Below are 17,748 nucleotides of genomic sequence, written 5' to 3' on the forward strand. Positions count from 1 at the left end.
GACAGATAGATGCGCAAGGCAATGATTGTATGGGGCGGCTGGCCAGGACACGATCCCGATCTCTGTGCCTCGATGATCCGCGGCTGGCTCAAGGCGGAAGGGTTCGAGGTGCGGATCGAGACCTCGACCGCGGCGTTCGCCGATCCCGCGATTCATGATCTGTCGCTGATCATCCCGATCTACACCATGTCGAAGATCGAAAAGGCTGAGGCTCTCAACCTCTGCGCGGCGGTACGCGGCGGCGTCGGTCTCGCCGGCCATCACGGTGGCATGGGCGACGCGTTCCGCGATTCGGTCGACTACCAGTTCATGTGCGGCGGCCAGTGGGTCGCCCATCCCGGCAACATCATCGACTACCGGGTCGACTTGACCAGGCCGGATGATCCCATCATGAAGGGATTGACGAGTTTCGAGCATCGATCCGAGCAGTATTACATGCATGTCGATCCGGCCAATGAGGTGCTGGCGACCACGACGTTCAGCGCCGAGCACGCGCCCTGGATCGAAGGGGTCGTGATGCCGGTGGTCTGGAAGAAACGGTATGGCGCGGGCAGGGTGTTCTATTCCTCGCTCGGTCATCGCGCCTATGAGCTCGACGTGCCGGAGATCCGCACCCTGATGACCCGCGGCATGCTATGGGCGGCGCGCGCGTGACACCCGGCGCGCCGCCGTCACCCGTCCGCGCGACGCTCGAGGACGTCGCGCGCACGGCCGGCGTGTCGCTCGCCACCGTTGACCGCGTCATCAACCGGCGCGAGGGGGTGCGAGCCAAGACCATGGCGCGCGTCGAGGCGGCCGTCGCCAAACTCGGCTACCGGGCCGACGTGGCGGCCGCGCGGCTGGCGCGCGGGCAGAGTTTTCGCTTCGCCTTCGTACTGCCGACGGGCGGCAACAGCTTCATGACCAATCTGACCGAGCAGGTCAGGCACACGGCCGATTGGCTGGCCGGCCAGCGCGGCTTCATCGACATGGTCCATGTCGACGTGTTCGACCCCGACCTGCTGGCCGGTGCCCTGGAAACGCTGTCGCCAGTCTATCAAGGCGTTGCCGTCATCGCGCTCGACCATCCCCGCGTCCGGGCCGCGATCGACGAGCTCACCGGGCGCGGGGTCGCGGTCGTCACCCTGGTCTCGGACGCGCCGACCTCGCGCCGCCTGCATTACGTCGGCATCGACAACCCGGCCGCGGGGCGCACCGCCGCCACGCTGATGGGACGCTACCTGGGAGGCCGCTACGGCACCGTGGCGGTCATCGCCGGGTCGCTGTCGCTGCGCGACCACGCGGAGCGGCAGTTCGGCTTCAACCAAATCCTGTCCAGTGAATATCCCAACCTGCGCGCGCTGCCAGTCATCGAAGGCCGCGATGACAGCGAGCTGACGCGGGAGCTGACCGCGGCGCTGCTCGCCAAGCATGCCGATCTCAGCGGCATCTATTGCTGCGGCGCCGGTAACCGAGGCATCGCCGATGCGCTGGAGGCGTCGGGGCGCGCCCGCGACGTCGTGTGGATCACCCACGAGCTCACCCAGCACACGCGGCGGTTCCTGGTGCGCGGCACGCTGGACGCCATCATCAACCAGGATCCCGGCCACGAGGCCCGCTCTGCGGCGCGCGTCCTGCTGGCGCATTGCTCGGGGGAGCCGATCAGCCCCGATCAGGAGCGCATCCGCATCGACATCTTCCTGCGGGACAATCTGCCGTGACGATTACAGCCAGCCGAAGATCGCGATCGCCAGCAAGGCCTGCGCCGCGAAGCCGACCACGAAGGCCAGGGTGCGGAAGACCGGTAGGCCGAGGGCGTAGACGATCACATGGGCGACGCGCGACCAGAAATAGACGGCACAGGCGAGCACGGTCCATTTGGTGGAGTAGTCGATCGCGTTCAGGATCAGCACCAGCGGCGCGAAGATCACGAGGTTCTCGACCGCATTGTCGTGGGCGAACATCAACCGGGTCGCCCACGGCGCGTGCGGCTTGTCGTTGCGCGTGGGGTTGGCCATGGCGCCGGTCAGGCCGCGGACCTGGCAGCGGTTCAGGATGTAGGGAACCCACAGCAGGCCGGTCAGAATGACCGTCAGCGTCAGCCAGAACAGTTCACGCGTCATCGAGATCCCCTCAACTGATTCCGTCCCGTCCCGGCGGGACGGAGCGGTTATAGTCAATTGCGGCTGACGGCGCTATGCGCGGACGCGGACATAGGAGCCCGGGGCATCCTCGATCGGAGGATAGGCCTCGCTGCCGACACTGCGGGCGGGAACCTGTTCCGGATCGAGCTGGCCGAGCCATTCGCGCCAGTCCGGCCACCACGAGCCCTTGTGCTCCTGAGCGCCCTTCATCCAGTCCTTGAGGGAAATGTCGTGGATCTGGTCGTTGGTCCAGTACTGGTATTTGCCGGAGGAGGGCGGATTGACCACACCGGCGATATGTCCGGAGCCCGACAGCACATACTTCACCGGCCCGCCGAAGAATTGCGAACCGTAGAGCACGGAGTCCGCCGGCGCGATATGGTCCTCGCGGGTGGCCAGGTTGTAGACGGGCACCTTGACCTTGGAGAGGTCGAGCAGCGTGTTGTCCAGCACCATGGTGCCCGTGGTCAGGCGATTCTCCAGATAGCAGTTGCGAAGATAATAGGAATGATTGGCCGCCGACATCCGCGTGGCGTCCGAATTCCAGTGCAGCAGGTCGAACGCCTGCGGCGGTTGGCCCTTGAGGTAGTTGTTCACGACATAGGACCAGATCAGATCGTTCGACCTGAGCATGTTGAAGGCCATCGCCATCTTGCTGCCCTCGAGCACACCCGAGGCCTGCATGTCGCGCTCCAGCGCCGAAATCTGGGTCTCGTCGACGAACACCAGGAGATCGCCGGCATGGGTGAAGTCGACCTGCGCGGCGAGGAACGTCGCCGAGGTCACGCGCTGGCGGCGCTTGTCGGCGAGCCAGGCCAGCGTCGTCGCCAGCATGGTGCCGCCGACGCAATAGCCCATCGTGTGCACCTTCATCTCGCCCGTCACCTTCTCGATGACGTCCATCGCGGTGAGCGGACCTTCCTTCATGTAGTCTTCCCAGGTCTTGGTCCCCAGCTTCTTGTCGGGATTGACCCAGGAGATCACGAACACCGTGAGGCCCTGATCGACGCACCATTTGATGAAGGATTTTTCCGGCCTGAGGTCGAGGATGTAGAACTTGTTGATCCAGGGCGGCACGATCAACAGCGGCGTCCGCAGCACGGTTTCCGTCGTCGGCGCGTACTGGATCAGCTGCATCATCTCGTTCTGGAAGATCACCTTGCCTGGCGTCGTCGCCATGTTGACGCCGACCTCCAGATTGGCCGGATCGGATTGGCGGATCTTCAGCGTGCCCTTGCCGGCCTCGATGTCCTCGGCGAGCATCTGCATGCCGCGCACCAGATTGTCGCCGCTCGACGCAACGGTCTGCCGCATCACCTCCGGGTTGGTCATCACGAAGTTCGACGGCGCCAGCGCGTTGGTGATCTGGTTGACGTAGAACTCGGCCTTCTTGCGCGTATGCGGATCGAGGCCTTCGGCATTGTGCACGAGGTCTTGCGCCCACTGGGTCGTCAGCAGATACGCCTGCATGACGAAATCGTAGAACTGGTTCGACTTCCACTCAGGATCGGCAAAGCGTTTGTCGCGCGGCGACGGCGAGATCGCCGGCGGCGCCTCCTCGCCGGCCAACCGTCGCGCCGCCGAGCCCCACAAGTCGAGATAGCCCTTGGCGAGCTTGGTTTGGATGTCGCTGGCGCGATCCTTGTCGGACAGCCAGTAGTCGGCGACTGCCGTGAACGACTTCACGACTTCGGTGAGTTCGGTCGGCGGACGGTCCTGAACCTCGCCGGTTTCGCGCGGTTTCAGATAGGCGGCGAGGGCCTTGCCGCTGCTCTCCATTGCTCTCGCGATATTCGTCGCGAAGGCTTCGGCGTCGAAGGTTTTTTGTGGATTGGTGTTGTTCGGGACGTCGGTCATGGCGGGCTCACACTATCGCGTCGGAATCGTTTCGTCACCGCGCGAGATCAACAATCCGAGAGTTTGGGGTTAATTCGATGTCCGTCTGTTGCGCTGCGAAAAATGCGCTTGCGTCGGCCATGGTGAACTCGTAGGCGGAGCGTCAAATACCTGTTCAACCAATCAATCTTTCGAGTGACAATTGGTTGTACTGCGGCAAAATGTGCCGCGTTGCGATTGGCTGGTGTGGTGGCGGTGGGGGCTGTGGCGTGGCGCTGGTGAGCGGGAGCTGGAGGACGAGGGCGCGAGCCCTTGCGGCGGGCGTGGGGCTCTGCGCCGTCCTGTCCGGCTGCTCCAGCCAGATCGCAGATATGCCGTCGCTGGAGGCTGATGCCGCGGCGCGTCCAAAGGACCAGAGCGGATACCTGCCCGTGAACGACGTGCCGCGCGACCGCGAAAGCCGGACCATGTCGTTGGAGGAGCGGACCCGGATCGAAAAGGAGCTGCAGGCCGCGCGCGATCGCCAGGCGTCGATCGGATCGAGCGTCAGGGATCGCTGAGTGGCCAAGGCGCCGCGGGTACGGCCGCTGACGTAATTGTCTGGCATGGGGCGGCGTCCATGATAAAACACCGGAATCAACCGCACCCCCGCGTGTCGTCGCCAGCCAGGCCGCAAGGCTGTGCTAAGTTTTTGATCTAGCACGGATTACAGGGCAGCGCCGCCGCCGAGCCAGCGCTGCTGGCTGATCCGCCGCCGGTTGCCGGAGCCGAGAGACCCATGGAAGATTTCTATCGCATCCGCCGTCTGCCGCCTTACGTGTTCGAGCAGGTCAACCGGGCCAAGGCGGCCGCGCGGAACGCCGGCGCCGACATCATCGACCTCGGCATGGGCAATCCTGACCTGCCGGCCCCCGCGCATGTGCTGGAGAAGCTCAAGGAGACCTTGGGCAAGCCGCGCACCGACCGTTACTCGGCGTCGCGCGGCATCGTCGGGCTGCGACGCGCCCAGGCGGCCTATTATGACCGCCGCTTCGGGGTGAAGCTCAATCCCGACACTCAGATCGTGGCGACGCTCGGCTCGAAGGAAGGCTTTGCCAACGTCGCGCAGGCCATCACCGCGCCGGGCGACGTGATCCTGTGCCCGAACCCGAGCTATCCGATCCACGCCTTCGGCTTCCTGATGGCGGGCGGCGTGATCCGCTCGGTTCCGGCGGAGCCGACGCCGCAATTCTTCGAAGCGGCCGAGCGGGCGATCATTCATTCGATCCCGAAGCCGCTGGCGCTGATCGTCTGCTACCCGAGCAATCCGACCGCCTATGTCGCGAGCCTCGACTTCTATCGCGACCTCGTCGCATTCGCGAAGAAGCACGAGATCCTGATCCTGTCCGACCTCGCCTACGCCGAGGTCTATTTTGACGACAACAATCCGCCGCCGTCGGTGCTGCAGGTGCCGGGCGCGATGGACGTCGCGGTCGAGTTCACCTCGATGTCGAAGACCTATTCGATGGCCGGCTGGCGCATGGGCTTCGCCGTCGGCAATGAGCGCATCATCGCGGCGCTGGCGCGCGTGAAGTCGTATCTCGACTACGGCGCGTTCACGCCGGTTCAGGTAGCAGCGACCGCGGCATTGAACGGCCCGGACGACTGCATCCGGGAGATGCGCGACGTCTACCGCAAGCGACGGGACACGCTGGTCGAGTCGTTCGGCCGCGCCGGCTGGGACATCCCGTCGCCGGAAGCCTCGATGTTTGCCTGGACGCCGCTGCCGGAGAAATTCAAGAGTCTCGGCAGCATGCAGTTCGCGACGCTGATGGTCGAGAAGTGCGGCGTCGCGGTCTCGCCGGGCGTCGGCTTCGGCGAGCATGGCGAAGGCTATGTCCGCATCGCGATGGTCGAGAACGAACAGCGTATCCGGCAGGCTGCGCGCGGCGTCCGCCGCTTCCTTGAAAGCGGCATCGAAACGTTGCACAACGTGGTTCCTCTCGCCAACCGGCGCTGAGTCTCCCGTTGTCCTTGCTGCAGGTTCTTTGATTCCATGGTCGCACCCCTGAGAGTGGGCATCGCGGGCCTCGGCACCGTGGGTGCCGAGGTCGTTCGTCTGATCGAGCGGCAGGGGCGCGTGCTCACCGAGCGGACGGGGCGTCCCGTGCAGGTCGTGGCGGTCACGGCGCGGTCGAAGAAGAAGCGCGCGATCGATCTCTCCGGGATCAAGTGGGCCAAGGATCCGCTGGCGCTCGCCAGCGACCCCGAAGTCGACTGTCTGGTCGAGCTGATGGGTGGTGCAGGTGATCCCGCGCTGTCGGCAATCGACACCGCGCTCAAGGCCGGCAAGTCGGTGGTGACCGCGAACAAGGCGCTGATCGCCAGGCACGGTCTGAAGCTCGCCAAGGCGGCCGAGAAGCACGGCGGCGCGCTGAATTTCGAGGCCGCTGTCTGCGCCGCGATTCCGGTCATCAAGACCCTGCGCGAAGGCCTCGCCGGCACCGGCATCAGCCGCGTCTACGGCATTCTCAATGGCACCTGCAACTACATCCTGACCCGGATGGAGCAGGAAGGTCTGTCGTTCGACGAGTGCCTGGCGGACGCGCAGCGTCTCGGCTACGCCGAGGCCGATCCGTCGTTCGACATCCATGGCCACGACACCGCGCAGAAGCTCGCGATCCTCGCGAGCCTCGCCTTCGGCACCCAGGTCGCGGAAAAATCCATCTACGTGGAAGGCATCTCCTCGATCGCCCCGGAGGATCTGAAGGCGGCCGCCGAGCTCGGCTACCGCGTCAAGCTGCTCGGCGTCGCCGTGCGCACGGCCAAGGGCATCGAGCAGCGCGTGCATCCGACCATGGTGCCGAAATCGTCGTCGATCGCCCAGGTCATGGGCGTGACCAACGCGGTGACCATCGACGGCGAGGGCATTCCGCCGATCACTCTGGTCGGACCGGGAGCAGGGGGCGCGGCGACCGCGTCCGCGGTCCTGGCTGATATCGCCGATGTCGCGCGCGGTATCCGCGCGGCGCCGTTCGGACGACCGGTCGACAAGCTGCAGGCGACCGAGAAGGCGCCGATGGAGCGGCACGAAGGCGGCTACTACATCCGACTGATGGCCCGCGATCACGCCGGCACTGCCGCGACGATCGCCACGCGCCTCGCCGAGCAGAAGATCTCGATCGAGTCGATCGTGCAGCGCCATCCCAACGGCAGCGAGCCGCTGAAGACCGGCGCCAAGGGCGGGCCCGTGCCTGTGATCCTGATCACCTATGCCACGCATGAGGACGCCGTGTACAAGGCGCTCCAGGCCGTGCAGCGCGACAAGGTGATCAGCGGCAAGCCGCAGGTGATCCGGATCGAGAAGAATTAATCTGGGATGCCCAGGGAACCGGTTGTCCCTGCTCAAACAAACGCGTGGCGTTTGGGCTAGGTTCATGCTCAAACCGGTGAAATCGAGTGGCGTGCAGCGGCCAACCGGGCCGGCCCGCTGAACCGTGAGCCGCCCCCGATGGCGGCTGCCGGCTGGTAGAATTTGATGGCGGAGATCCGCCTTGACGTCTTGAGGAGTTGACCGATGTCGACGCAGATTTCCGTCCCGCAACAATTGCTGCTCGAGCGCATCCTCACCTTGGAGCTGGTGCGCGTGACCGAGCGGGCGGCGGTGTCGGCGGCGCGTCTGCGCGGCCATGGTCAGGAGAAGCCGGCCGACCAGGCGGCGGTCGACGCGATGCGCCGCGAACTCAACAAGCTGCCGATCGAGGGCACGATCGTGATCGGCGAGGGCGAGCGCGACGAGGCGCCGATGCTCTACATCGGCGAGAAGGTCGGCCTCAACGCCGGTCCCCGCGTGGACATCGCTGTTGACCCGCTTGAAGGCACCACCCTGTGCGCCAAGAACATGCCCGGTTCGATCGCCACCATGGCGATGGCGGACGGCGGCACCCTGCTGCACGCGCCGGACGTCTACATGCAGAAGATCGCCGTCGGTCCCGGCTACCAGAAGGGCGTGGTCGATCTCGATGCGACGCCCGCTGACAATGTTCGCCGTCTGGCCAAGGCCAAGGGCGTGGATACCTCGGCCATCACCGTGCTGGTTCTGGACCGTCCCCGTCACGCCGACATCATTCACGGCGTGCGCTCGACCGGCGCCGCCGTGCGCCTGATCACCGACGGTGACGTCGCCGGCGTGATCCATTGCGCCGATCCCGACAACACCGGCGTCGACATGTATCTCGGCACCGGCGGCGCGCCCGAGGGCGTGCTGGCCGCGGTGGCCCTGCGCTGCATCGGCGGCCAGATGCAGTGCCGCCTGATCCTCGACACCGAGGAGAAGCGCGAGCGCGCCCACAAGATGGGCGTCGGCGATCCCAAGATGATCTACGGCATCGAGGACATGGCCCGCGGCGACTGCTTGTTCGCGGCCACCGGCGTCACCACCGGCTCGCTGCTCTCCGGCGTCAAGTTCCGCAAGGACGGGGTGATCGAGACCGAGACCGTCGTGATGCGCTCGGTCACCGGCACCGTGCGCTACATCCGCGCCGAGCACCGCCAGCTGGAGAAGTTCCACCTCGACTGACGGCGGAGCGTCGCGATGTCCGATCTCTCGATGGTCAAGGCGCTGGTGTTCGACGTGTTCGGCACCGTCGTCGACTGGCGCACCAGTCTGATCAACGATTTCACCGCGTGGTCGAAGAGCCGTGGGGTCGAAGGCGACTGGACCGCGCTTGTCGACGGCTGGCGCGGGCTCTATGTCGGCTCGATGGACGAGGTGCGCAAGCATCCGGAACGCGGCTACCTGATTCTCGACGTGCTGCACCGGCATTCGCTTGAGACGCTGGTCGCAAAGCTCGGCATCACTGGACTGACCGAGGCCGATCTCGACTATCTGACCCGCGGCTGGCACCGGCTGCATCCGTGGGCCGACAGCGTCGCCGGGCTGACCCGGCTGAAATCCAGATACATCATCTCGCCGCTCTCCAACGGCAATGTCGCACTGCTCACCAACATGGCGAAGTTCGCGGGTCTCCCCTGGGACCTCGTGCTCTCCGCCGAGCTGTTTCAGCACTACAAGCCCGACCCCGAGACCTATCTCGGCGCCGCGCGCCTCCTTGGTCTTTTGCCCGGCGAGGTCATGATGGTCGCCGCGCACAACAACGATCTCGAAGCCGCGCAGCGTTACGGCCTGAAGACCGCCTTCGTCGCGCGTCCCACCGAATACGGCCCGCTGCAGAACCGCGACTTCGAGGCCACCGGCGCCTGGGACATCGTCGCCGCCGACTTCAACGGCATCGCTGATCGTCTGGGCTGCTGAGACATCGGCATGGCCGTGGTGTTCGTCATCGAGGATGAAATCCACGCCGAATGGCTCGGCAAGTTCGAGAGCTTCGAAGCCGCGATGGACGAGCTGCGAAGGCTTGCCACCATACCGTTTGGACAACATCCAAACCTTCCGCCGTGCATGGCCGGGGACGCATGCAAGCGCGAGTATCAGATCATCGAATTCGACGGCTGCTTCTCCAACTATGAGCGGCGAGGACCAGTTCTCACGATGTCGGCCCAGGGCGTGCAGTGGCTGACTCCTGATTAGCTTCCGCCCGACACGATCACGCCATACCAGCCGAGGCCCTTGTAGGTCTCGTAGCCGGGCGTGGCGTGGAAGGCGACCATGCGGCCCGACGCATCCTGATAGAAGCCGCTCCCTTTGCCATCGAGTTTGAGCGACACCCGCTCGCTGAGAATGCCCTGGCCGTCCGACGAGGCGATCACGCGGTGGCTGGAATCCACCAGCAGCGCGCGGGCTTTGTCGCTCTCGCTGACGCGCACCCCTTGCACGATCGCGCGCGCCTGCGCCTCCCAGTCGAAATGGATGGCGAGCACGCCGAGCGGCTTGCCATGCGCCTTGCCGTTCTCGCGCACCGAGGCGCAATAGGTCGCGACCTGGGCGTTGCCGAGCAGCGGCTGGCATTCGACGTCGCCGGCGACGTAGTCGTCGCCCGAGCGCAGGCCGCGCGCCTCGCGAAACCACTTGGTATCCGCGACGCTCTGGCCGACGACGTTGTAGCGATCGGCGCGGCCATTGGCGATGACCTTGCCCGAGGGATCGCACAGCCACAGATCGAGATAGACAGTATAAGCGGAGAGGATCACCGCGAGCCGTTCGGAGACGTGGGCGACCCGGTCGGCATCCGGCGCAGCGGCGCAATCGACCACCGCGGAGTCCGTCGCCCACCAGCGCACGTCACAGGTCCGCTCATAGAGGTTGCGGTCGATCAGCTCGATCGCGTTCAGCGCCAGATCGACCATGCGCTCGCCGCGCGCGCGCTCGGTCATCCGCTCGATCGAGCTCTTGAGGTTGCCGGTGCGGGTGGTGAGCTGGCCTTCCAGCTCGCGCGCGATGGTCTCGACCTGCTGGCCGACCGCGCGCACCTCCTGCGCCACGACGGCAAAGCCGGCGCCTTGCGCGCCGACCCGCGAGCTCTCGATCAGCGCGTTCAACGCCAGCATCTTCATCTGGTTGGTGATCTGCTGGATCGACTTGGTCTTCTCACAGGCGATCTGGTTGACCTCGCCGGTCAGTCGCGCGATCAGCGCCGAGACGTCGGTCTCGTCCTCGACGCGCGGCGCCTGTGATGGAACGATTCCGGGCGAGGACTTCAGATCAGGCGCAGTCAGCATCGGCATGTTCTCCACGTTGCTGCGCGCCTTCCGCGGCCTTGCGGACTCGCCGCGCAAGCAACCCTTCTTTTGATTGAAATTGAAAGGAGTTCGCCTAACGGCTGTTTAATGCACGCCCTTAGACATAGCTGAATTTTTAGGCAACTCCCCGTCGGTCCCGCAAAACGCCAGGAGTTGCCGGGATAAGTTGAGAATCCGGTGGGGTTTCCGTTGCGCGCCCTGATCCCCGAACCCCGTTGCTGTAGATTCGTCGCCTGATTCCGAATCAGCCTGCCGCCCACGAGGCTTCGCGATCCATGATGCTGTCCGCCGCCGCCTTGCCGACCAGCGCCCCCCAGGCGTTCCTCGGCGTGCGGCTGTCGCTGACCAACAAGCTGTGGCGCGACCGGCTGGATACGCGCGGAGCGGCGCGGGCGCTCGCCATCGTGCAGCGCTACCAGCTTCCGGAGATGCTGGCCCGGGTACTGGCCGGGCGCGATGTTGCGCTCGATGCCGTGCAGGACTTCCTCGACCCGACCATCCGCAAGCTGATGCCGGATCCGTTCACCGTGACGCAGATGGAAGCGGCGGCCCAGCGCATCGCCGACGCCGCGGTGAAAGGCGAGAAGGTTGCGATCTTCGGCGACTACGACGTCGACGGCGCCACCTCGGCCGCGCTGCTGGCCTGGCACCTGCGCCATTGCGGGCTCGATCCGCTGATCCACATTCCCGATCGCATCTTCGAGGGCTACGGCCCAAACACTGACGCCATCCGCGCGCTCGCCAATAAGGGTGCGACCCTGCTGGTGACCGTGGACTGCGGCACGACCAGCCTGGAGCCCTTGGCCGAGGCGCGGCGACTCGGCATGTCCGTGGTCGTCATCGACCACCACCAATGCGGCGAGGAGCTGCCGGAGGTCGAGGCGCTGGTCAATCCGAACCGGCCCGACGATCTCTCCGGTCTCGGTTATCTCGCCGCGGTCGGACTGACCTTTGTGACCCTGGTGGCGGTCAATCGAGAGCTGCGCAGCCGCGGCTTTTGGAGCGGCACGCGGCCGGAGCCGGACCTGCTGTCGATGCTGCATCACGTCGCGCTCGGCACCGTCGCCGATGTCGCGCCGCTGATCGCGCTGAACCGCGCCTTCGTGGCCAAGGGGCTGATCGCGATGCGGCGGCGCGATCACGTCGGCCACACCGCGCTGATGGATGTCGCGCGCCTGAACGGTCCGCCCGAGGCGTGGCATCTTGGCTTCATGCTCGGGCCGCGCATCAATGCCGGCGGCCGGATCGGCCGCGCCGATCTCGGCGTGCGGCTGCTGCTGGAGGGCGACGTTTCCGAAGCCGCGCGCATTGCCGCTGAGCTCGACCGGCTCAACACCGAGCGCCGCGTCATCGAGCAGCAGGCCGAAGCGCAGGCCGAGGCTGAGGCGCTGGCCTCGCTCGGCCTGGAGGACAAAGGCGCTGTCATCGTCACCGCGTCGGAAGGCTGGCATCCCGGGGTGGTCGGGCTGGTGGCGTCGCGGTTGAAGGAAAAGTTCGCGCGGCCGGCTTTCGCGATCGCGCTCGAGCCGGGCGGCATCGGCACGGGATCGGGGCGCTCCATTCCCGGCGTCGATCTCGGCAAGGCGGTGCGTCACGCGGTGGAGCAGGGCCTGCTGATGAAGGGCGGCGGGCACGCGATGGCCGCCGGCGTCACCTTGCGCAAGGAGCGGCTGGCGGAGTTTCGCGCCTATCTGGAAAACGCGCTCGCCGCCGATGTCGCCGAGGCGCGGCACGTCAACGAGATCCTGATCGACGGCGCGATCAGTGCGCGCGCTGCGACGCCGGAGCTGGTCAACACGCTCAACCGCGCCGGTCCGTTCGGCAGCGGCAATCCCGAGCCGATCGTGGCGCTGCCATCGCATCAGCTGGTCTATGCCGACGAGGTCGGGCAGGCGCATCTCAAGCTGCGGTTCAAGTCCGGCGACGGCGCCACGGTGAATGCGATCGCGTTCCGCTCGGTCGGCCAGAGGCTCGGCAACGCTCTGGTGCAGCATCGCGGCCAGGTCCTGCATGTCGCGGGGACCCTGACGGTCGATCGCTACCAGGGCGTCGAGCGCGTGCAACTGCGCGTGCTCGATGTCGCCGTGCCGGATCACGGTCCGGCAATGATCAGGTAGCCTTTGGCCGGGGCGATCTGTTCGCATCGTCTCCTCAGCTCAGCGATGCATTCCGCTTTGGCGTTGATCACCGCTGTCATCGCCCGGCTTGACCGGGCGATCCAGTAGCCACTGCTGGTCATGATTGAGCCGATAGGCCGCGGAGTACTGGATCGCCCGCCTTCGCGGGCGATGACAGCGGAGAATGTTGCGACGTCATGCTTCCGATAAACACGCGTGAGTTGACGATCTCGCCGCGCAGATGCGCCCGAGTGATGCCTGATCGAAACCCTCATCGATGAAAGAGGGCGCAGGGAATGCCGGGTGAAGGCCTCACCCATGGCCCGCCTGCAAACAAAAAGCAGGCGGCAGTCACCACAGGCAAAGCCGGTTCAACCGGCATTCCCTGCGCGATGGGCTTCACGCTTATACGCGATCTCCCCGGTGTCCGGCTTGGTAGCCACCGTCGCCTCCGGGATCATCATCACCCCAGGGCTTGGCGCCAGCTTCGGGGCGCCAGGACCACGCGATTTCGCGTCCGCAACCCCGTCGTTCGTCGGCGCGCCAAGCACGCTGCGACACGATCGCGGCCACCGCATCCCATCCTCCACGTTCGTGACGATCGCGAAGCGTCCCTCTGATGAGGACAGGACCTGCATGTTATTTCCGATTTTCGGAATAAAAGCAAGCGGGATTTTTGGCCGCCGGAAGCGCGCGCGAGCAGGTCGTTGAAAGGCTTCCCGAAATTCGCCTAGGCCGGATGCGGGCTCAGCGCCAGATCGGCTTGGGCCACTGATCAGGATTGAATTTCCGCGCTGGGCGCTGCGCCGGCGGACACGCGACATCGTCCGGCGCGGAGTAGAGCAGAATGGCCTCGAACGGCACATCGGGCGCCTCCGCCGCCCTGCCGGAGCAGGTGAGAGGCGTGCCCCTGCAGCACCCTTCGAGGCTGAGCGTCAGCTCGTCGGGGCCGAACAGCGACGGCTGTCCCGAGGCGTGGCGCCTGGTCTTGATGAGAGCGGTGAACCGGTCGCCCTGGGTCTTGTAGCTGCCGAAATAGCTGAGCACGGTATCGCCGCCACGGACGATGCCGCCCACCAACTCGACGATCCCCGTGCCCTGGCCTCGGGGCGTCTTGAACCAGGCGGAATAGGTGCCTTCTTTCATCATGGCGCTTACAGAACCTGCCGAATGGTCGCGGCATGGTTGTGCATCGCAAATTAAAGGAAAGTGAAAACGGCGGTCGCAAGGCGCGCAGAACTGCGAATTTATTCGTATGCGAATGGTCGTGGGTCGGAAACTCAGCCGGCGACCCTCAACCCGGGCCATGATGTGGTCGGACGGAACGTCGGTTCAGGTTATAAGGAACGAACCAAAGCCCTTTTGAAGGACACCAAATGCCATCCGAACCCCGCTCGCCGCGTCTCGCCGTCCTGATCGACGCCGACAATGCCTCGGCCAAGATCGTCGACGGATTGTTCGAGGAGATCGCCAAGATCGGGGAAGCCAGCGTGCGCCGGATCTATGGCGACTTCTCGAGCCCGCGCTCGAAGCCGTGGGCGGACACGCTGGCGCGCCATGCGATCGTGCCGCAGCAGCAGTTCGCCTACACCACCGGCAAGAACGCGTCCGACATCACGCTGGTGATCGACGCGATGGACCTGCTGCACAGCGGCCGGTTCGACGGCTTCTGCCTGGTGTCATCCGACAGCGACTTCACCCGGCTCGCCGCGCGCATCCGCGAGCAGGGCATCGATGTGTTCGGCTTCGGTGAGCAGAAGACGCCGGAGAGTTTTCGGCAGGCCTGCCGCCGGTTCATCTACACGGAGAACCTGCGCAGCGATGCGGCGGGCAGCAAGGATGCGGACAGCGCGGCGGCGCCGAAGCCGTTGCAGCCGATCAGCGCGGCAACGCCTGTCATCAAGAAGGTCATCACGCAGATGGAGAGCGAGGACGGCTGGGTCGCGCTCGGCGAGGTCGGCAAGCAGTTGTCGAATCTCGTCTCCGACTTTGATCCGCGGACCTATGGCTGCCGCAAGCTCAGCGATCTCGTGCGCAAGACCGGCGCTTTCGAGATCGAGGAGCAGTCGAAGGGCGGCGGCTCGGTCAGGATTCGGGTGAAGGCTGCGAGCACGCCCCAGCCCAGGGCGAGGGCGACGAGGGGACAGCGCGAGGCGGCCAAGCCGTAGTTCAGCTTTTCCAGGATTGCGGAGGGTGGGCACGGCGCCACGACGATCTCGTAGGCGGCGAGAGCACAGCAGCGCCTTTGCCCACCCTACGAACCTTGAACTGTCAACCGCCCTGTCGCAGCTTCGTCAGCACCTTCAGGCCGCCATAGCCGTCGGCGGGCGTGAGGCCGGCCTTGGCCTGGAAGTCGCGGATCGCCTTCATCGTGTCGTTGCCGACGCGGCCGTCGGTGCCGCCGGTCGCGAAGCCGGCCGCGGTCAGGCGCTTCTGCATCTCCTGCACTTCGGCGAGCGTGAGCGCGCGCTCGGAGCCGGGGAAGGGCTGCAGGAAGGGCGGGGCGCCCAGGATGCGGTCGCCGAGATGGCAGATCGCGAGCGCGTAGCTCATCGCCGGATTGTAGGACTTCACCGAGTAGAAGTTCGGCCCCAGCAGGAAGGCCGGGCCGCCCTCGACCGGGATCCAGAGTTGCGCCGACGCGTTCGGTTGCGGAAACGGCTCGCCGTCGGCGCGGGTGACGCCGGCGGCCTGCCAGGCCGCGTAGGTCCTGCTGCCCGACATGTTGCCGGGCGCGCGCACCTCGTAGCCCCAATGCTCGCCGCGGTGATACTTGCCGCGGTTGACGAGATAGCGCGCGGTCGAGCCGAGCGCGTCGTCCGGCTTGCCGAAAGGCGAGATCTTGCCGTCGCCGTCATAGTCGAAGCCGACATTGAGCCAGACCTCCGGCATCCATTGCGTATGCCCCATCGCGCCGGCCCAGGAGCCGCGCATCTCCTCCGGCGTGCTCCAGCCGCGGTCGACAATTTTGAGCGCGTTGGTGAGCTCGGTCTCCCAATAGGCCTTGCGGCGCGGCTCGTTCCAGGCGAGCGCGGCGAGCGCCGGAAACACCGGGCGCATGTGGTTCTGCTGCACCAGCGGATCGCCATAGGCCGACTCGACGCCCCATAGCGCCAGCAGCGTGCCGCGCTCGACGCCGAAATCCTTCTCGATTCGGGCGAACAGCGCCTCGTTCTGCTTCAGCGCGACCTTGCCGTTGATGACGCGCCAGTCGGAGACGCGGCGATTGACGTACTGCCAGAGCTGCTCCTTGAACTCCGGCTGATTGCGCAACTCCCTGAAGACAGTCATGTCGGGCTCGAGCCGCGCCATGACGCGCGTCCAGGTCGCCTGCGAGATGCCCTTGGCGAGCGCGCGGGCGCGGAAGCCATCGCGCCAGGCGTCGAATTCGGCCGGTGCGGCCAGTGCCGGCACGGCAGGCACGAGCAGCGCGGCGGCACCGAGGCCGGAGCGGAGCAGGGTGCGGCGGGTCGGGGAATCGGGCTGGGTCATGTCCGGCAGTCTAGCCGCTGCGGCCTGCGGACGGCAGACCCCCCGCAGCGCTCAATCCGGATGGAACTCGGCGGCGATGCGCGCCAGCCAGCGTCGAATCGTTGCGAGATCCCGCTGGCCGAGACCGGCGGCGAGGCGGCGCTCCAGCGCAGTCGCCTGGCGCCGCGCCCGCGTCAGCAGCGCGCGGCCGCGCGGGGTCAGGCTCCATTGCAGCATGCGGCCGTGCACCGGATGCGGCGTCCGGCGGATGGCGCCGTCACGCTCCAGATTTGCGATGATGACGTTGACGGTCTGCGGCGTCAGCACGGCGAGGCGGGCGCAGTCGGCGCCGGACAGGCCCGGATAGGCCTTCAACATCGTCAGCACCACGAATTGCGGATGGGTCAGACCGGTCGCGGTCAGGGCGCGCTCGAGCGACAGCCGGGCCGCCGCCTGCGCCTGGCGCAGCAGATAGGCGAGATGTCCGTCCTCGCCGCGCTTGCCTTCGCCCGGGAGCGGCGGGCGGGCCGACGGCGGAGCCGCCGCCACGCGACGGCGCGGCGCTCGCCGCTGAACGGATCGGGTTGTCGTCTTGCGCGTCATATCATAGCTCTGATAAATTATCAGAAGGCTGATAACATGAGATAAACAATGTCACTTGCGCGCAGCGACTACACGACGTTCCGGAGCCAGGCCCCGGAGCTGTACGAGGCGATCCTCGCAGTGAGCCAGCAGGCGGCCAAGGCCGGCCTCGACAAGCAGCTGCTCGAGCTCATCAAGATCCGCGCGTCTCAGATCAACGGCTGTGCATTCTGCGTGCAGCATCACGTGCTGCTGGCGGAGAGGCTCGGCGTCTCCGCCGACAAGATCAATCTCGTGGTGGTTTGGCGCGAGGCGCCGCAATTTTCAGCCCGCGAACGCGCGGCGCTGGCCTTCACCGAGGCGCTCACGAGACTGGAGGACGGTGTCAGCGACGAGGTCTATGACGCGGCGCGCGCCGAATTCTCCGACACCGAGCTGGTGTTTCTGACCTCGGCGATCGGCGTGATCAATCTGTGGAACCGCTATGGCGTGGCGTTCCGCTGGACGCCGGCGGAGCGGCTGGCGCGCGCCACCGGCTGAGGCCGATGGAACCTGGGCGGAGCGCTGCGTGTTGTGCCTTCATGTCAGAGGAGGCGTCCATGACCGAGCCGAACGAGCCGCTCAAGCCCGACGATTTCCCGCTGGAGGCCGAGAAGGGCCGCGTCTGCCGCCGGGACGGCAAGACGATCGCGCGCACCGACACCGAGGCCATGGCCGACGAAATCGCCGAGCGCCTCAATACCGAGGAGCACCGTCGCGAAGAGGACAAGTGGTCGGCGTGAGGCGACGCTCTGGCGACGACAGCAGCAGATGTGGCCGAAGCAAACGTGATCGCTTACATATGATTGCGCCGTCATGCCCGAGCTTGTCATTAGCTTGTTCCGGGCTTGTCCTCTGCATCCACGTCGAGCTGAGCTCGTCGAACAACGTGGATGACCGAG

The 17,748-nt window shown here is 66.0% G+C and carries 19 protein-coding genes; 12 read left to right on the forward strand and 7 right to left on the reverse strand.

Going from position 1 to position 17,748, the window contains the following annotated elements; translation table 11 throughout:
- The first annotated feature begins 9 nt into the window (after positions 1–9).
- Positions 10–654 carry a ThuA domain-containing protein gene (locus BRADO_RS16640; protein WP_011926490.1) on the forward strand — a complete coding sequence of 215 codons (645 nt, stop codon included), beginning with the start codon at positions 10–12 and terminating at the stop codon, positions 652–654.
- Positions 636–1,700, forward strand: coding sequence for a LacI family DNA-binding transcriptional regulator (locus BRADO_RS16645; RefSeq protein WP_041756603.1), 1,065 nt, complete (start codon positions 636–638; stop codon positions 1,698–1,700). The genes BRADO_RS16640 and BRADO_RS16645 overlap by 19 nt, the downstream gene beginning before the upstream one ends.
- A 3-nt stretch (positions 1,701–1,703) precedes the next feature.
- Here BRADO_RS16645 and BRADO_RS16650 read toward each other — a convergent pair whose 3' ends face one another.
- Positions 1,704–2,102 (reverse strand): MAPEG family protein, encoded by a 399-nt coding sequence (locus BRADO_RS16650; protein ID WP_011926492.1) that lies wholly within the window; start codon positions 2,100–2,102, stop codon positions 1,704–1,706.
- 72 nt (positions 2,103–2,174) lie between these two features.
- Entirely contained in the window at positions 2,175–3,980 is a 1,806-nt protein-coding gene (locus BRADO_RS16655) for an alpha/beta hydrolase (RefSeq protein WP_011926493.1), read from the reverse strand.
- A gap of 248 nt (positions 3,981–4,228) precedes the next feature.
- Here BRADO_RS16655 and BRADO_RS35780 point away from each other — a divergent pair, with 248 nt between their 5' ends.
- The 6 genes from BRADO_RS35780 (at position 4,229) to BRADO_RS16685 (ending at position 9,528) form a co-directional block, all read left to right on the forward strand.
- Positions 4,229–4,519, forward strand: a complete 291-nt coding sequence (locus BRADO_RS35780; RefSeq protein WP_244422830.1) for a hypothetical protein — start codon at positions 4,229–4,231, stop codon at positions 4,517–4,519.
- A gap of 218 nt (positions 4,520–4,737) precedes the next feature.
- Positions 4,738–5,958, forward strand: coding sequence for an LL-diaminopimelate aminotransferase (locus BRADO_RS16665; protein ID WP_011926495.1), 1,221 nt, complete (start codon positions 4,738–4,740; stop codon positions 5,956–5,958).
- Between the two features lie 36 nt (positions 5,959–5,994).
- Positions 5,995–7,311, forward strand: a complete 1,317-nt coding sequence (locus BRADO_RS16670; RefSeq protein WP_011926496.1) for a homoserine dehydrogenase — start codon at positions 5,995–5,997, stop codon at positions 7,309–7,311.
- Between the two features lie 204 nt (positions 7,312–7,515).
- Positions 7,516–8,517 carry a class II fructose-bisphosphatase gene (glpX, locus tag BRADO_RS16675; RefSeq protein WP_011926497.1) on the forward strand — a complete coding sequence of 334 codons (1,002 nt, stop codon included), beginning with the start codon at positions 7,516–7,518 and terminating at the stop codon, positions 8,515–8,517.
- 15 nt (positions 8,518–8,532) lie between these two features.
- Positions 8,533–9,252, forward strand: coding sequence for a haloacid dehalogenase type II (locus BRADO_RS16680; protein ID WP_011926498.1), 720 nt, complete (start codon positions 8,533–8,535; stop codon positions 9,250–9,252).
- A 9-nt stretch (positions 9,253–9,261) separates the two neighbouring features.
- Entirely contained in the window at positions 9,262–9,528 is a 267-nt protein-coding gene (locus tag BRADO_RS16685; RefSeq protein WP_011926499.1) for a hypothetical protein, read from the forward strand.
- On the opposite strand, the gene BRADO_RS16690 is transcribed toward BRADO_RS16685, so the two are convergent.
- Positions 9,525–10,616 carry a methyl-accepting chemotaxis protein gene (locus BRADO_RS16690; RefSeq protein ID WP_011926500.1) on the reverse strand — a complete coding sequence of 364 codons (1,092 nt, stop codon included), beginning with the start codon at positions 10,614–10,616 and terminating at the stop codon, positions 9,525–9,527. The genes BRADO_RS16685 and BRADO_RS16690 overlap by 4 nt on opposite strands.
- A gap of 296 nt (positions 10,617–10,912) precedes the next feature.
- On the opposite strand from BRADO_RS16690, the gene recJ reads away from it, so the two are divergent.
- Positions 10,913–12,754: a single-stranded-DNA-specific exonuclease RecJ gene (gene recJ, locus BRADO_RS16695; protein WP_011926501.1), complete on the forward strand. Its 1,842-nt coding sequence runs from the start codon at positions 10,913–10,915 to the stop codon at positions 12,752–12,754.
- Here the strand turns inward: recJ and BRADO_RS35030 are convergent.
- Positions 12,730–13,074 carry a hypothetical protein gene (locus BRADO_RS35030; protein WP_157872575.1) on the reverse strand — a complete coding sequence of 115 codons (345 nt, stop codon included), beginning with the start codon at positions 13,072–13,074 and terminating at the stop codon, positions 12,730–12,732. The two genes, recJ and BRADO_RS35030, sit on opposite strands and share 25 nt — an antisense overlap.
- Before the next feature lie 427 nt (positions 13,075–13,501).
- The gene (locus BRADO_RS16705) at positions 13,502–13,903 is read right to left on the reverse strand and encodes a hypothetical protein (RefSeq protein WP_173363505.1); all 402 of its coding nucleotides are present in this window, start codon (positions 13,901–13,903) and stop codon (positions 13,502–13,504) included.
- Between the two features lie 227 nt (positions 13,904–14,130).
- Here BRADO_RS16705 and BRADO_RS16710 point away from each other — a divergent pair, with 227 nt between their 5' ends.
- Positions 14,131–14,922: an NYN domain-containing protein gene (locus BRADO_RS16710; RefSeq protein ID WP_011926503.1), complete on the forward strand. Its 792-nt coding sequence runs from the start codon at positions 14,131–14,133 to the stop codon at positions 14,920–14,922.
- A 103-nt stretch (positions 14,923–15,025) separates the two neighbouring features.
- Here the strand turns inward: BRADO_RS16710 and BRADO_RS16715 are convergent, their stop codons facing one another.
- The gene (locus BRADO_RS16715) at positions 15,026–16,246 is read right to left on the reverse strand and encodes a lytic murein transglycosylase (RefSeq protein ID WP_011926504.1); all 1,221 of its coding nucleotides are present in this window, start codon (positions 16,244–16,246) and stop codon (positions 15,026–15,028) included.
- A 51-nt stretch (positions 16,247–16,297) separates the two neighbouring features.
- Positions 16,298–16,828 (reverse strand): MarR family winged helix-turn-helix transcriptional regulator, encoded by a 531-nt coding sequence (locus tag BRADO_RS16720; protein ID WP_011926505.1) that lies wholly within the window; start codon positions 16,826–16,828, stop codon positions 16,298–16,300.
- A 48-nt stretch (positions 16,829–16,876) separates the two neighbouring features.
- Here BRADO_RS16720 and BRADO_RS16725 point away from each other — a divergent pair, with 48 nt between their 5' ends.
- Positions 16,877–17,347, forward strand: coding sequence for a carboxymuconolactone decarboxylase family protein (locus tag BRADO_RS16725; protein ID WP_011926506.1), 471 nt, complete (start codon positions 16,877–16,879; stop codon positions 17,345–17,347).
- A gap of 59 nt (positions 17,348–17,406) precedes the next feature.
- A complete protein-coding gene (locus BRADO_RS16730) occupies positions 17,407–17,589 on the forward strand; it encodes a hypothetical protein (protein ID WP_011926507.1) in 183 nt (60 codons plus the stop codon).
- The last annotated feature ends 159 nt before the right edge of the window (positions 17,590–17,748 follow it).

The organism is Bradyrhizobium sp. ORS 278 (assembly GCF_000026145.1).
Taxonomy (GTDB): Bacteria; Pseudomonadota; Alphaproteobacteria; order Rhizobiales; family Xanthobacteraceae; genus Bradyrhizobium.